Source organism: Enterobacter sp. 342 (genome assembly GCF_036663495.1).
Lineage (GTDB): Bacteria > Pseudomonadota > Gammaproteobacteria > Enterobacterales > Enterobacteriaceae > Enterobacter.
The window spans coordinates 55,700-71,359 of sequence record NZ_JAWUEI010000019.1 but is presented as its reverse complement, the minus strand read 5'-3'; the positions used below and the strand labels follow the sequence as shown (position 1 = coordinate 71,359).

The following is a 15,660-nucleotide window of genomic DNA, read 5'->3' as shown; positions in this document are numbered from 1 at the left end:
TTCTGATGTCGCTTGCGCTCCGGATGGGGCGCACGCTCTCAGAGCTTCGGCAGAATATGACGGCAAGCGAGCTTCTGATGTGGATTGAGTTCGACAGGCAAAGTCCGGTTGGCGATATCCGTGGCGACATTCAGGCAGCCCAGCTCGTCTCTGCCATCTACGGTTCTCAGGGGGCAAAAGTACCGCTGGACGATGCGATCCTGCGCTGGGGTGGTGACGAGCAATCAGCACCGAAGGATCCGTTTGCGGGACTTGAGGCTGCTTTAATGGCTGCATCAAATTAGGGCGGTAAACCGCCCGTAACTTAGTTTATTTGCGATAATATAAAAACTATAAAGCCTATAAGAACTATAGCCCCTATAACTTTACCAATGTTCTCTGCTACATTTTCTGTCTGTTGTGCCTGCGCATTCAATTCTGAAGTTTTATCTAAAATGGTATCAGTAATTGCGTTAAATTCTTCGGAAAGAGTATTGTAAATAGAAACTTGAGCCTCTTCCGGCTCATTTTCAAAAAAATCGTTGATGACATCATTGCTCTCAAGTGTGGCTATATGAATATTCTCACCTAAAGAGGATATATAATCAAAATAGTCACACTGAGTTTTTGCTAACCCCCTTATTTTTAGGCGGTTAGGCTTATAGGAAAGCGTTCCATCTTCCTTTTCCCTAACTTCGTAGTAGTCATCCGGGTTGCCGGGAACTTCAAAGTTCAAGCTCAACATATATGTCTCCATGTGCAAAAAAAATCAAGCCTCTCAGGTGTTAGTCCGAGTGGCTATTCTATTTTCATTATTAAGGTACAAGAGATGGCGGCTCTACGCGAACTAATAATTAAAATCTCCGCGAACTCTCAGTCTTTCCAGAGTGAGATTGCTCGCGCCTCACGAATGGGGCAGGATTATTACCGCACCATGCAGAATGGCGGTCGGCAGGCCGCTGCTGCTGCCAGAGAGAGCGAAAGGGCGCTCTCTGATTTGACTGCCGGATTTGCATCTGCTGGAAGGGCTGCTGCCGCAGCTACGGCAGCTTTTGCAACTGGTAAAATTGTGCAGATTGCTGATGAGTGGAACTCCGTAAACGCTCGTCTTAAACAGGCATCATCTTCTGCTGATGATTTTGCCGCTTCACAGCGTCAGTTAATGGAAATCAGCCAAAGAACCGGCACGGCATTTTCAGATAACGCAAACCTTTTTTCCCGTGCAGCAGCCTCAATGCGCGAGTACGGTTATAGCTCTGACGAAGTTCTGAAAATTACCGAAGCTGTCTCTACCGGCCTCAAACTTTCTGGGGCTAACACTCAGGAGGCGAGCTCTGTTATTACTCAGTTCAGCCAGGCGCTCGCACAAGGCGTTCTTCGTGGTGAAGAATTTAATGCCGTTAACGAAGCCGGTGATCGGGTAATCCGCGCTCTGGCTGCGGGAATGGGTGTAGCCCGTAAAGACCTCAAGAGCATGGCTGACCAGGGACAGCTTACGATCGATAAGGTTGTCCCAGCTTTAATGAGCCAGTTAGGAGCATTGCAGGGCGAATTTGCCAGCATGCCACAAACGGTTTCCGGATCCCTTCAAAAAGTAACTAACTCATTCATGGCCTTGGTGGGCGGTGTAAACCAGGCAACCGGTGCTACTGATGCGTTGTCTGGCGGATTGGATAATGTTGCCCAGACGCTTGATTCTTTTACTTCATCAGCAGTGAGCGGCGCTCTGAATGACGTTGCTGACAATATGTCAACAATTACAACAGTCGCTGGGGCGCTTGTTGGTGTTGGGTTGGCAAGATACCTCAGCGGAGTTGTAACCAGCGCCAGTAGCGCAACAGGTGCGCTAATTTCAGCTGCGAAATCAGAGGTTGCCCTTGCTGTCGCGCAGGATAAAGCGGCTCAGTCTGCTGTTGCAGCTTCAAGGGCAGAAGTTTATCGAGCCCAGCAAGCTGTTCAAAGATCGCGAAGTGCAGATGTTCAGGCCGCTCAGCAAGAAAAAATTGCGGCAGCGGAAGCCAAAGTCACAGCAGCTCAAGCCAGGCTGACCACTGCTCTTGCAAGTGGCTCCGCCACAGAAAAAGTCAGGGCCAGAACTGCGCTTGAGCGTGCGCAGGCAGGGCTGGTGGCTGCAAAAAATGCCGACGCTCAGGCTATTGCTGAAAGACGGCTGGCTTCTGCGGAGGCAGCCAGAGACAGGAATCTGGCAAATCGCGTCTCCACCCAGCGAAATCTCAACAATGTAACATCAGTTGGTACTCGCCTGATGAGTGGTGCACTTGGTCTCATCGGTGGAGTTCCTGGTTTAGTTATGTTGGGTGCTGGAGCCTGGTATGCGATGTATCAAAACCAGGAGCAGGCACGTCGCTCTGCCCAGGAATACGCCAGTCAAATCGACGAAATACGAGAAAAAACTTCCCGCATGTCTTTGTCTGAAACAGACGACAATAGGGGGAGAACTGTTGGTGCTCTGGTAGAGCAAAATCGTTTGGTTGATGAGCAAGCCAAAAAGGTTGGTGAGCTGAAGAACCAGATCGACGATTTGAATGCATCGCGTGGAAAACCGGGCATTACCAGCGAGAACGATGCAAATATACTGAGAGCGATAGCTATCGTTACGGATCAACTTGCTGTTGAAGAGGGAAAATTAAATGACATGCGAGATAAATCTCGCGGCATACAGCAGGCTCTCGAAGAAATTGAGCGACGTCGCAATGATTTAATACGCGAACAAGCCTGGCGACAGAATGCGGTATATCAGTCGATGATCATGATGAATGGTCAGCATACTGAATTTAACCGTCTGCTGGGGCTGGGAAATCAGCTATTAATGGCCCGGCAAGGGCTGGCTAACGTCCCGCTCAGACTTCCTCAGGCCGACCTCGACAAAAAGCAAACTGATGCCCTCGAAAAGAGCCGCCGGGATCTGGAGTTGTCACGCCTGAAGGGTGAAGCAAAAGAGCGCCTGCGACTGAGTTATGCAGCCGATGACCTGGGGTTAACCAGTGATCCGCAATTCCAGACAGGCCGTCAGGAGTTGATTAATAACGGTCTTGCTGAATGGCGGAATAATGAGGCCAACAAACCTAAGGCGAAGGGTGGTAAAACCGAAGGCGAGAAAACCGAGGATGTGTATAAGCGCCTTATCAAGCAGCAAAAAGAGCAGATTGCCCTGCAAGGCCAGAATACTGAACTGGCGAAGGTTAAATACCAGGTCAGCCAGGGCGAACTTGCTTCTCTGACAGAAGCCCAGAAAAAGACGGTATTGCAGAATGCTGCGCTGATTGACCAGGTTAAATTACGTGAGCAACTGCGAAATTACGAATCCAACCTTGCCGACAGTAACGCCAGCGCCCGCGCAGCCAATGAAGCGCAACTGCTGGGATACGGGCAGGGCTCCCGGTTCCGTGAAAGACTTCAGGAGCAGTTCAATCTGCGTAAGGAGTTTGAGCAGAAGAATACCGATCTTCTCCGCCAGCGTCAGGCTGGTGAAATCGACGAGACGTTCTATCAGCAGGGGCTGGCACTTAATAAGCGCTACCTCGAAGAGCGCCTGCGCGACCAGGAGGGATATTACGCAGCTTCTGATGCGCAGCGTGACGACTGGATGACGGGACTGTCTGAGGGTTATGCGAACTGGGTGGACGAAGCTACTGATTATTCTTCCATGGCTGCTGACGGCATGAAGCAGGCCATGGGTGGCGCGGTCACCACGATCACCGACATGCTCAATGGCAACGTTGACAGCTGGAAGGACTGGGGCGTGAGCGTACTGAAGATCATCCAGAACGTTCTGGTGAACATGGCTGTTGCTAATGGCGTGAGCTCAATTGGATCACTGTTCAGTTTTGGTGCCTCGTCAGCCGCAACCGCCAGCAGCGGTACCGCTATTCAGAATGCCGGCGCGAACTTTACCTTTAATGCGAAGGGTAATGTTTACGACTCTCCGTCCCTGAGCGCTTACAGCAATGGCGTTTTCCAGACGCCTCAGCTGTTTGCTTTTGCCAAAGGCGCAGGGGTTTTTGCCGAGGCTGGTCCGGAAGCCATTATGCCGCTTACGCGCGCCGCTGATGGTTCGCTGGGAGTTCGGGCAGTTGGTACTCCGCAGGTCTCCGGCGGTGTGCCTTCAGTTAACTTCGGCGATATCAATATTCAGGGTGGATCACCACAGGCAGCCAGTCAGGGAACCGCCGGAGCAGCAGGCAGGCAGCTTAAGGATGCCATCACTGGTGTCATTAACGAACAGGCCAGCATGCCGGGCTCGCCTCTGTGGCGATTAATCAAGGGAGTTTAACCATGGCAGTCGAAACCTTCAGCTGGTGCCCAAAGGTTACCTCTCAGGTTGATACAAGTTTTCGTACCCGAAAGGCGCAGTTTGGCGATGGCTATACACAGGTGGCCGGGGACGGCATCAACCCGGTAACACCTCAGTGGAGTGTGAGCTTTACCGGCGATGAGGCTTACATTCAGGCCATTAAAAACTTTCTGAACAGACATGCAGGGTGGAAGTCATTTATCTGGAAGCCACCGCTTGAGCCTTCAGGTTTATGGCGCGCGGAATCCTTCCAGATATCTACCCACGGCAACAAAAAATACACCCTCAGCAGCACATTCATACAGGCATACCATCCATGAGTATTTCATCTGATGTCCAGAAACTGGAGCCGGGTAAGCGCGTCCGCCTGATTGAGGTAGACGGCTCAGCGTTCGGTGCGGGTATTCTTCGCTTTCACAACGAGACAATCCCGCATACCGAGGCGGAAATCATCGCCGCAGGCGGCGACGAGTCAAAACTTGAGCCGAAGTCAGTGTGGTGGCAGGGGCAGGAGTATGGCGCGTGGCCGTATGAACTGACCGGCATATCTGTAAGCAGTGACGGCCAGAGTTCACGGCCGTCACTCACTGTTGCAAACATCAGCGGTACGATTGGCGCGCTGTGCCGCAGGTTTCAGGGGATGGCTAAAGCAAAGGTGATCATCCATGACACCTTCGCTCACTACATGGACGCAAGAAATTTTCCTGGCGGGAACCCGACTGCGAATCCCAACGAGGAGCGCAAACAGGTTTATTACATCGACCGTAAATCAGGGTCAGACGATGAAACCGTAGAGTTTGAGCTTTCAAGTCCAGCCGATTTGCGAGGGCAACTCATTCCGACCCGGCAAATTCAGCCAATGTGCACGTGGTGCATGCGGGGCTGGTACAAAACCGGGAACGGCTGCACCTACGCCGGGCAAAACGGCTGGTTCGATAAAGACGGCAATCGGGTGGACGATCCTTCACAGGATGTTTGCTCCGGATTGCTGTCAACGGGCTGTAAACCTCGCTTCGGAGAGAATGAACAGCTGGATTATGGCGGGTTCCCCGGCTCTTCACTTCTGAGAGGATAATCATGCGCGACAAAACAGTTAGCGCCATTCTGGCGCATGCCGCCGCATCCTTCCCCGAGGAGTGCTGTGGCGTGGTTATTCAGAAGGGGCGGGTGGAGAAATACATCCCCTGCAAAAATAATGCTGAGTCGCCGACTGAGCAATTTGAACTTAATCCTGAGGATTATGCGGCCGCTGAAGAGCAGGGCACTGTGGTGGCGATCGTCCACAGCCATCCCGGCGACGGGGCAACAACTCAGCCGAGCGAGCTCGACATGCTGATGTGTGATGCCACGGAACTGCCCTGGATTATTGCATCGTGGCCGGAGGGCGACATTCGCACCGTCATGCCTCGCGGAGACCGTCCCCTCACAGGGCGCCAGTTTGTACTCGGGTATGCAGACTGCTGGTCTCTCATCATGGACTATTTCCGCATCGAGCACGGCATTGAACTGCCCAACTACAGCGTAGATCGCCACTGGTGGGAGCAGGGTGAAAACCTCTATATGGATAACTGGCAGGAATGCGGTTTCCGTGAGTACGACGGTCCCGCTCAGCCAGGTGACATGGTTATCATGCAGGTTCAGTCCACCGTCCCGAACCATGCCGGGATTTTGCTTGATGGCAACATGCTACTGCATCACATGTATGGCCAGCTAAGCCAGCGTATTCCCTACGGTGGCTATTACCGTGACCGTACCATCAAAATTCTGCGTTATAAGGATTTGATGTAATGGAAAGAAAAACCGTTATCAAACTCAGCGGCTCAATGGCTCAGCGATTTGGCAGGACACATCGCCGTGCACTAACGTCCGCCAGCGAAGTTTTCAGGGCGCTTTCTAACACTATTGATGGATTTGATTCCTACCTGCGCGAGACCAGAGCGAAAGGGCTGGACTTTGTCATCTTCCGAAACCAAATAAACATAGGCAAGGAAGAGTTTGATCTTCTTGGGCCTGGTGATGAGCTCCGCATTATCCCTGTCATACGCGGTAGTAAAAGGGCGGGGCTCTTTCAAATTGTTACTGCCGCCGCAATTGCGGCCTTTACCTGGTGGAACCCAATAGGATGGGCAGCAAGCACACAAATGGCACTATATGCCGCAGCTGGCTCTATGGCCGTTGGCGGTGTAGTGCAAATGCTCTCTCCTCAGGTCTCAGGTCTGCGAATGCGGCAAGATCCTGATAACAAACCTTCCTATGCGTTTGGTGGACCCGTTAATACGACAGCTTCCGGTAATCCCGTTCCCCTGCTTTATGGTCAGCGAGAAATAGGCGGCGCTATTATCTCCGCCGGGATATATGCAGAAGATCAGCAATAAACCAAACCACCCACTGTAAGCCACCTAACGGTGGCTTTTTTTATGGATGCGATATGACGACGACAATCATCAAAGGCCGCGGCAAAGGTGGCAGCAATCAGACCCGAACGCCTGTTGAGGCACCGGACAGCATTCAGTCCATTGCCAGGGCAAAAGTGCTTATTGCTCTTGGGGAGGGGGAGTTCGCCGGTGGGCTTGATGGTAAAAATATTTTCCTTGGTGACTCATCTTCATACACGCCTCTCCAGAACGCCGACGGAAGTTACAATTTCAATAATGTAAAATACGAGTTCCGTTCCGGTACTCAGGACCAGGATTACATTCAGGGCTTTCCGGGCATTGAAAACGAACTTCAGGTTTCATATGAGCTGAAACAGGCTGTGCCGTACGTGCGCGCGGTATCCAACACGCAGCTCTCTGCGCTGCGAATTCGCCTGGGATGGCCAACTCTTTTACTCCAGAAAAACAACGGCGATAAAGTCGGCACCCGCGTTGAGTATGCTATCGATCTGTCGGTCGATGGCGGGCCGTATGAAACGGTGGTTAACGGTGCTGTTGATGACAAAACCACGTCGCTTTATGAGCGCAGTCACCGCGTCAATCTTCCGAAAGCCTCGACTGGATGGCAGTTGCGGGTTCGCAGAATCACGCCGGATTCCACGAGCGTGAATATCGTCGACACCATGCGCGTTGTGGCCGTTACTGAAATTATTGACGCCAAACTTCGCTACGTTAACACAGCGCTGCTGTATGTAGAGTTTGACGCAAAGCAGTTCCCTAATGGCATTCCTCAGGTTGTGTGTAATCCGAAAGGGCGAATCATCCGTGTACCTGATACTTATGATCCCGAAACCCGCACTTATTCTGGTACATGGGAGGGCGTATTTAAATGGGCGTGGACGGATAACCCTGCCTGGATTTATTACGACATCATTCTGAACGAGCGCTTCGGGCTGGGTCAAAGAATCGATGCGACTCAGATAGACAAATGGGAACTTTATCGCATCGCCCAGTATTGCGATCAACTGGTACCAGACGGCAAGGGCGGCAGCGGGACGGAGCCTCGTTTTCGTTGCAACGTTTATATCCAGGACCGTAATGACGCCTGGACCGTACTTCGTGATCTGGCGGGTATATTTCGCGGCATGACGTACTGGGGCGACAATAAGATGTATGTCCTGGCCGATATGCCCCGGGATGTGTGGCACATCTACAACCACGCCAGCGTTGTTGAAGGAAAATTTACCTTTGCGGACCCGAGTGAAACCACCCGAAACACTGCCGCGCTGGTGAACTGGTCAGACCCTGCCAACCACTACAAAGATACGCCTGAGCCTGTTTACGATAGCGATCTGGCCATGCGTTTCGATTATCGTCAGCTCGAAATGACTGCGATCGGCTGCACCAGGCAGTCAGAGGCAAACCGGCGGGGGCGCTGGGCGCTGCTTACCAACGGTATCGGCGAGGTGGTGACCTTCAGCACAGGCATGGACGTCCCCCCTGTTGGTGAGGTGATCGGCGTGGCTGCTAACGAGCTGGCCGGAAGAACTATCGGCGGCAGGGTGAGTGCGGTTAACGGCCGCAACATAACCCTCGATCGCGCTGCTGATGTGAAAGCCGGTAATAGGCTGTTTTTGAATCTTCCGTCAGGCACAGCTCAGGCCAGAACCGTCCAGGCCGTTAACGGAAACACAGTCACTGTCACCACACCCTACAGCGAAACGCCGGAGGCTGAATGTAACTGGGGTGTGGACTCTGACGATCTGTTTATAGCGCTTTTCCGTGTTACGGGAACGCGGGACAACAACGACGGTACTTTCGAGGTCACCGGGACGACTTACAACCCTGATATCTATTCCGCTGTTGATACCGGCGCAAGACTGGACGAGCGGCCAGTCAGTGTCATTCCACCGGGGGTTCAGGCTCCCCCAGGAAATATTGTCGTAGACAGTTACTCTACGGTTAACCAGAACATTGCGATTACCACTATGCGCGTTGCCTGGGATTCTGTTCAGGGTGCAGTTGCGTACGAGGCGGAATGGCGGCGTGACAGCGGCAACTGGATTAGTGTGCCCCGAACGTCTTCTCTCGGCTTTGAAGTGCAGGGTATCTACTCGGGTCGCTATCTGGTCCGTGTCAGGGCGGTGAACGCCAGCGACGTTTCATCAGTATGGGCGACATCATCAGAAGTAAATCTTACGGGTAAAGTGGGCAATCCGCCGAAACCGGTCGGCTTCATCGCTTCTGATAATGTGGTTTTCGGTATCGAGCTTAGCTGGGGATTCCCGGCGAACACCGACGACACGCTGAAGACGGAAATTCAGTACAGCCCGACCGGTACCGAGGACGATGCGATGCTGCTGGCCGATGTGCCTTATCCGCAGCGCAAATATCAGCAGATGGGCCTTAAGGCTGGGCAGATATTCTGGTACCGTGCGCAGCTGGTTGACCGCAGCGGCAACGAGTCAGGTTATACCGGCTGGGTGCGTGGGCAGGCCAGTATCGATGTCTCCGATATCACCGATGCAATCCTGGAGGACATCAAAAGCTCTGAAGTCTTCAAGGACCTGATCGAGGATGCAGTAGCCAGTAGCGAGAAACTGGCCGAACTTTCAGAGGCAATTAAGGAGAATGCCGATGGTCTGGCTGCGGCAGTAGGCTCGAATAAACAAACAGCAGAAGCAATTATCGGCAATGCGCTGGCTATTGCTGATGTTGTCGTGCGACAGACCGCACAGCAGGGAGCTAATTCTGCGACATTCGAACAGCTCCGCGAGGTGATCGCTACTGAGACGGAGGCGCGTGTAACGGACGTAACACGTCTGGAGGCTAAGACAGAGCAAAACGAAGCGGGTGTTACCGAGGTTCGACAGGCTCTAGCAACAGAAGCGGAAGCTCGAGCCTCTGAGGTCAGTCAACTCACCGCGGCCACGAAGGTCGCTTCTGATAAAGCGGATTCTGCTGCTGCAGTCGGTGCGCAGAATACAGCTTCAATCACCAACCTTAGCCAGGTTGTCACAGACCTGGATTCATCAATGGCGTCACGACTTGAAGAGCTTGGAGCGAAAACAGACAAGGCCAGCGGAGGTATTCAGAACAATGCTATTGCGCTGATCACCAGTACTCTCGCACAGGTTAACCAGCGCAACCTTCTGAGCGTTCAGTATGGTGATAACAAAGCCAGTATAGAGCGAGTCGACAATGTCATGGCCGACGCAAGTAAGGCTGTCGCTGAGTCTCTGCGTACCCTGGATTCCAGCGCCGGTGGAAACACGGCGAATGTCACCGACCTGTCTAAGACGCTTGCTGATTTCACCAAGGCATCTGCTGCGCAAATTAACTCGCTCAAGGTCACGGTAAACGGTCAGTCTGCAGCTATTATCCAGAACAGCCAGGTATCAGCCGACATCAATAATAACCTCAGTGCGATGTACAACATCAAAGTAGCAGTTGATGCCAACGGGCGACAGTACGCCGCCGGGATGGGGATCGGAGTTGAGAACACGCCAGCTGGTATGCAATCCCAGGTGCTTTTCCTGGCTGACCGCTTCGCTGTTATGACTCAGGCCGGAGGCAACGTTACGCTGCCGTTTGTAATTCAGAACGGGCAAACGATAATCCGGGACACGGTCATTGGTGACGGGACAATTGGCAACCTCAAAATCGGCAGCTACATCCAGTCGACAACCTGGGACGGAACGGGAAATGTTGGCTGGCACATTAACAAATCAGGATATGCTGTTTTCAATAACGTAACAGTAAGAGGGATGGTTTATGCGTCAGGAGGAAAATTTACCGGAACAATAGAGGCAACGTCATTTGTTGGGGATATTGCCAACGTTGGTGTCGGTTCGGATGCTTCATTAAGCGGAACTGCTAATTTAGTTAAAAATATTACTTATACTGACTCAGGATCAAGTAGTCTCGCTAAGAATGCTCTTGTAGAAGCAACCTTTTATTCATCAGTGAATGCCGATTCCAGTATGAATGTCATTATTGATATTAATGGGACATCCAAAACATTTTCAAACCTTCCAGTGAAATCCGGCGCGTATGCTAATAATTTTTACACATTTAGATTTGGAGTTAAGGGAATAAATGCAAGCACGGTAACGGCAACATTAACTATCGTTAATGTTAACTCAGTAAGCAAAGTCATTTACTCCCCAAGTTTAACAATAACAAGAGGTACAGGATCGTTTGTTGGCTAGAAATAAAAAGTTTAAATAGTTTTTATTATTAGGGTGGAATGGCAATCCCTAGTTTAGGTAGTAATTAAAATATTCGGCTCGGTTATTTATTATGTCTGGTCCACCCTCGCTTTCAAACATTTAATCTAAATTATGCAAAGCCTGCTCAGGCGATGCACCGAGAACAGGAGAAAATATGCTTTATAACACCGGCACTATTGCCATCAGCGGAAATACCCTTACAGGTACGGGAACAAACTTCACTGCAGCTGGCTCGCTGATTCGTAACGGCTGTACCGTCATCGCGCTGACCAGCCCAGCGCAGGTTTTCCAGATCACCGCTATCGGCGGGGCAACCAGTCTCACCGTGACACCTGCGGCAAGTCCTGCAATACCGGCCGGAACGAAGTATTCCATTTTGCTGAGCGACAGCCTGAGCGTGGATGGCCTGGCGCAGGATATTGCTGAAACCTTCACTATGTACCAGCGTTACATGAGCGGTTTCGCTGATGTGATGAACGGTACTACAGACGTCACGATCACTATTAATGGTGTGGCCGTCACTGTTCCGGGTCAGAAATCGCTGGCGAAGAAAGGGGCAAACAGCGACATCACCAGCCTTTCCGGGCTGACTACAGCTCTCAGCGTTGGCCAGGGTGGAACAGGAGCTAAGACTGCCTCAGATGCTCGTACAAACATTGGTTTGGGAAGTTCAAGCGATGTTGGTTTCGCAAAGGTAGTTAGTACCGTAGTGGATGGCCGCGGGCTGAGCCACGTTGGCGCAAGACCAAACGTAAACGATATTTATACTTTTCAACCGGCAGACACCTCGACCGTTGGTGCTTATCCTAATGAAATTCGGGGGCAGTGGTTCAGTGATTTATGGCGAATTGGCGGTATTCGTGGTGGCGGGCAAGAGCTGGAATCCTTCTCAATCCGCATTACAGGGGCTACCACTCAATACTGGACCTTCAACCGCTCTAACAGCGCAGTAACAACAGCAGCTGGCACAATCACTCCAGTTGCTTCTGATGAGCGCGTGAAAAATATCATCAGAGAAATATCAGAGGAGGAGGCAGTTCAATTTATCCAGGGGTTAAGACCGATTCGTTATGCGTTCAAATGGAGTCCCGACCAGGTAAGGGTTGGGTACAGCGCCCAGAACGTGGAGGCCCTGGACGCAGAACTGATAGCTACCTCGTCACTCACGGTAAATGACGAGGAAGGCGAAACCACGACTTACGAAGACGGTAAGATTGTTGACCCTGGGGAGATTGGGGCGGCGTACCTTGTTCCCGTCGTTCAGCAACTTCTACGACGCGTAAGTGAGCTTGAAACCAGACTTACTCAGATGGTCAGTTAGGATGGACAGAAAGTTGATGGTAATAATTAATGATATGGCTGGGTGCACGCTTTATAGAAGTTTCCGGAGTGGCGTGCGTAAATGACAAAAGGGCAGCTGCTGAACTGACTGCCCGATATGGTGCTACCTATGCTGGCGAACAGTAGGATATTCAGAGGTCAGCCACATGTCAGAATCTTCAAACATTTCCTCCAGCATACGGTTCAGCTTTTCCCGATCGCTTTTGCTGGCATCGCTATTCAGGGCGTTTGCCTGCATCGGCTTCACCTTCACTTCGGCATCAGGGAAAATCTGGTGCACCCGCTTCGTCAGCTCGGCCAGAATGATTTCTCTGGCCCCTTCGAGCCCCTCAACATTACGCTTGTCATAAACCAGTTCTACGAACATAAATGCTCCGCTAATCACTGTTTGAATATACAGTATTTTTGCTTTGGCGGTTTTGTCTGTCAAGGCATGAACAACTTGTTTTTAAATTTTGGGGAACGTACTGCTGGCGTGTTTGTTATCGATTAGCCCTACAGGGCTGATGTGGTCTGGCGCTGACTAAAATTATGCGTGGGGCATGGATGGGGCAAAAGTGGTCTGTGAAGTTCGTTAAAGTTCGTTAATCAAGCTTTATCTCGATCTCGCTCATCCCATGTTTAAAGCGCTCCTGGACGATCTTTATCGATTTTAAAAACTATGAGTTCATATTATATAAATGTAGCAAAAAAGAGTTTTGTACCTGAAAAGATGAACATTCTGCATAGCGTGTTTTACACAACAGGAATATATTGAAACGTTACTCGACAAACGATGCATAAGGTTTTCTATGACACAACAGCCACAAGCCAAATACCGCCACGACTACCGTGCGCCGGAATACCTGATTAGCGATATCGATCTGACTTTTGACCTGGATGCCACTAAAACCGTTGTGACGGCGGTAAGCCAGGTGACGCGCCACAGTGCGACTGCTGTGCCACTGCGTCTTGATGGTGAAGACCTGACGCTGGTCTCCCTGCATATTAATGATGAAGCCTGGTCTGACTATAAAGAAGAAAACAACCAGCTGGTGATCGACAACCTGCCGGAACACTTTACGCTGCGCATCGTGAATGAAATCAGCCCGGCCGCCAACACGGCACTGGAAGGACTTTACCAGTCTGGTGTGGCGCTGTGCACTCAGTGTGAAGCGGAAGGTTTCCGTCACATCACATGGTATCTCGATCGCCCGGATGTGCTGGCACGCTTCACAACGAAAATTATCGCCGATAAAACGCTCTACCCATTCCTGCTCTCCAACGGTAATCGTGTGGGCGAAGGCGAACTGGAGAACGGCCGTCATTGGGTGCAATGGCAGGATCCGTTCCCGAAACCATGCTATCTGTTTGCGCTGGTGGCGGGTGATTTCGATGTGTTACGCGACACTTTCAAAACGCGCTCCGGCCGCGGAGTGGCACTGGAGCTGTTTGTTGACCGGGGCAACCTGGACCGTGCACCGTGGGCGATGACGTCGCTTATCAACTCCATGAAGTGGGACGAAGAGCGCTTTGGTCTCGAATATGATCTCGACATCTATATGATTGTGGCTGTCGATTTCTTCAACATGGGCGCGATGGAGAATAAGGGCCTTAACATCTTTAACTCTAAATACGTGCTGGCCCGCACTGATACTGCCACCGATAAAGATTACCTCGATATCGAACGTGTTATCGGTCACGAGTATTTCCATAACTGGACGGGTAACCGCGTCACGTGCCGCGACTGGTTCCAGTTGAGTCTGAAAGAGGGCCTGACCGTCTTCCGTGACCAGGAGTTCAGCTCCGATCTAGGTTCTCGTGCGGTTAACCGCATCAACAACGTGCGTACGATGCGCGGCCTGCAGTTTGCGGAAGATGCCAGCCCAATGGCGCACCCGATCCGCCCGGATAAAGTCATTGAGATGAACAACTTCTACACCCTGACGGTGTATGAAAAAGGTTCTGAAATTATCCGCATGATCCACACTCTGCTGGGTGAAGAGAACTTCCAGAAAGGTATGCAGCTCTACTTCGAACGTCATGATGGCAGCGCGGCCACTTGCGACGATTTTGTTCAGGCGATGGAAGATGCCTCCAATGTGGATCTCTCTCACTTCCGCCGCTGGTACAGCCAGGCGGGTACACCGATTGTCACCGTCAAAGACGATTACAATCCGGAAACCGAACAGTACACCCTGACCATCAGTCAGCGCACGCCGCCAACGGCAGAGCAGGAAGAGAAATATCCGCTGCACATTCCGTTCAGTATTGAACTGTATGATAACGAAGGTAAAGTGATCCCACTGCAGAAGGGCGGCCATCCGGTGCATTCCGTGCTGAATGTAACCCAATCTGAGCAGACCTTTATCTTCGACAACGTGTACTTCCAGCCGGTGCCTGCGCTGCTGTGTGAATTCTCTGCGCCAGTGAAGCTGGAGTATAAATGGAGCGATCAACAGTTGACGTTCCTGATGCGTCACGCGCGTAACGATTTCTCCCGTTGGGATGCCGCGCAAAGTCTGCTGGCGACTTACATCAAGCTGAATGTAAATCGCCATCAACAGGGGCAACCGCTGTCGCTGCCTGTCCATGTGGCTGACGCGTTCCGCGCAATCCTGCTGGATGAGAAGATTGATCCGGCTCTGGCGGCTGAAATCCTGACGCTACCATCGGCCAGTGAAATCGCCGAACTGTTTGACATCATCGACCCAATTGCCATCGTCGCGGTGCGTGAAGCGCTGACTCGCACGCTGGCGACCGAACTGGCAGATGAGTTCCTGGCTATTTATAACGCCAATAAACTTGATGCTTATCGCGTAGAGCACGCAGACATCGGTAAGCGTTCTCTGCGTAATACTTGCCTGCGCTATCTGGCGTTTGGTGAAACCGAGCTGGCGAACGCCCTGGTAAGCAAGCAGTATCACGAAGCGGATAACATGACTGACGCACTTGCTGCCCTGGCTGCAAGCGTCGCCGCCGAACTGCCGTGCCGTGATGCGCTAATGCAGGAGTATGACGACAAGTGGCATCAGGATGGCCTGGTGATGGACAAATGGTTCATCCTGCAGGCGACCAGCCCGGCGCAAGACGCACTCAGCAAAGTACGCAGCCTGCTGAAGCACCGTTCGTTCACTATGAGCAACCCGAACCGCGTACGTTCCCTGATTGGCGCGTTTGCCAGCAGTAACCCGGCTGCGTTCCACGCCGAAGACGGCAGCGGTTATGAGTTCATGGTGGAAATGCTGACTGAGCTGAACAGCCGTAACCCGCAGGTGGCGTCACGTCTGATCGAGCCGCTTATCCGTCTGAAACGCTACGATGCGAAGCGCCAGGCGAAAATGCGTGCTGCACTTGAGCAACTGAAAGGGCTGGAAAACTTGTCTGGCGATCTGTACGAGAAGATCGCTAAGGCACTGGCCTGATAGAAAGCTTTACC

11 protein-coding genes are annotated in these 15,660 nt (G+C 51.8%); 9 read left to right on the top strand and 2 right to left on the bottom strand.

The features are described from left to right. The first annotated feature begins 5 nt into the window (after positions 1 to 5). Positions 6 to 284, top strand: a complete 279-nt coding sequence (locus V6E55_RS15890; protein WP_032645834.1) for a phage tail assembly protein T — start codon at positions 6 to 8, stop codon at positions 282 to 284. Between the two features lie 20 nt (positions 285 to 304). Here the strand turns inward: V6E55_RS15890 and V6E55_RS15885 are convergent, their stop codons facing one another. Continuing rightward, positions 305 to 724, bottom strand: coding sequence for a hypothetical protein (locus V6E55_RS15885; protein WP_063154039.1), 420 nt, complete (start codon positions 722 to 724; stop codon positions 305 to 307). A gap of 84 nt (positions 725 to 808) precedes the next feature. Here V6E55_RS15885 and V6E55_RS15880 point away from each other — a divergent pair, with 84 nt between their 5' ends. The 7 genes from V6E55_RS15880 to V6E55_RS15850 all read left to right on the top strand — a co-directional run bounded on the left by V6E55_RS15880 (position 809) and on the right by V6E55_RS15850 (position 12,222). After that, positions 809 to 4,273, top strand: a complete 3,465-nt coding sequence (locus V6E55_RS15880; protein ID WP_316943353.1) for a phage tail tape measure protein — start codon at positions 809 to 811, stop codon at positions 4,271 to 4,273. A 2-nt stretch (positions 4,274 to 4,275) separates the two neighbouring features. Further along, entirely contained in the window at positions 4,276 to 4,614 is a 339-nt protein-coding gene (locus V6E55_RS15875; RefSeq protein WP_045350813.1) for a phage tail protein, read from the top strand. Then, positions 4,611 to 5,369: a phage minor tail protein L gene (locus tag V6E55_RS15870; RefSeq protein ID WP_200923581.1), complete on the top strand. Its 759-nt coding sequence runs from the start codon at positions 4,611 to 4,613 to the stop codon at positions 5,367 to 5,369. Before V6E55_RS15875 ends, V6E55_RS15870 begins: the two co-directional genes overlap by 4 nt. 2 nt (positions 5,370 to 5,371) lie before the next feature. Next, positions 5,372 to 6,082: a C40 family peptidase gene (locus V6E55_RS15865; protein ID WP_023296258.1), complete on the top strand. Its 711-nt coding sequence runs from the start codon at positions 5,372 to 5,374 to the stop codon at positions 6,080 to 6,082. Further along, positions 6,082 to 6,669, top strand: a complete 588-nt coding sequence (locus V6E55_RS15860; protein WP_256044333.1) for a tail assembly protein — start codon at positions 6,082 to 6,084, stop codon at positions 6,667 to 6,669. Before V6E55_RS15865 ends, V6E55_RS15860 begins: the two co-directional genes overlap by 1 nt. A gap of 53 nt (positions 6,670 to 6,722) precedes the next feature. Then, on the top strand, positions 6,723 to 10,880 hold the full coding sequence (locus V6E55_RS15855) for a phage tail protein (RefSeq protein ID WP_316943337.1): 4,158 nt from the start codon (positions 6,723 to 6,725) through the stop codon (positions 10,878 to 10,880). A gap of 175 nt (positions 10,881 to 11,055) precedes the next feature. After that, complete coding sequence (locus V6E55_RS15850; protein ID WP_316943336.1) at positions 11,056 to 12,222, top strand: tail fiber domain-containing protein; 1,167 nt, start codon at positions 11,056 to 11,058, stop codon at positions 12,220 to 12,222. 123 nt (positions 12,223 to 12,345) lie between these two features. Here V6E55_RS15850 and V6E55_RS15845 read toward each other — a convergent pair whose 3' ends face one another. Next, the gene (locus tag V6E55_RS15845) at positions 12,346 to 12,609 is read right to left on the bottom strand and encodes a DinI family protein (RefSeq protein ID WP_316943335.1); all 264 of its coding nucleotides are present in this window, start codon (positions 12,607 to 12,609) and stop codon (positions 12,346 to 12,348) included. Between the two features lie 424 nt (positions 12,610 to 13,033). Between V6E55_RS15845 and pepN the strand changes: the two genes are divergently transcribed. Further along, complete coding sequence (pepN, locus tag V6E55_RS15840) at positions 13,034 to 15,646, top strand: aminopeptidase N (protein WP_316943333.1); 2,613 nt, start codon at positions 13,034 to 13,036, stop codon at positions 15,644 to 15,646. Positions 15,647 to 15,660 lie beyond the last annotated feature (14 nt).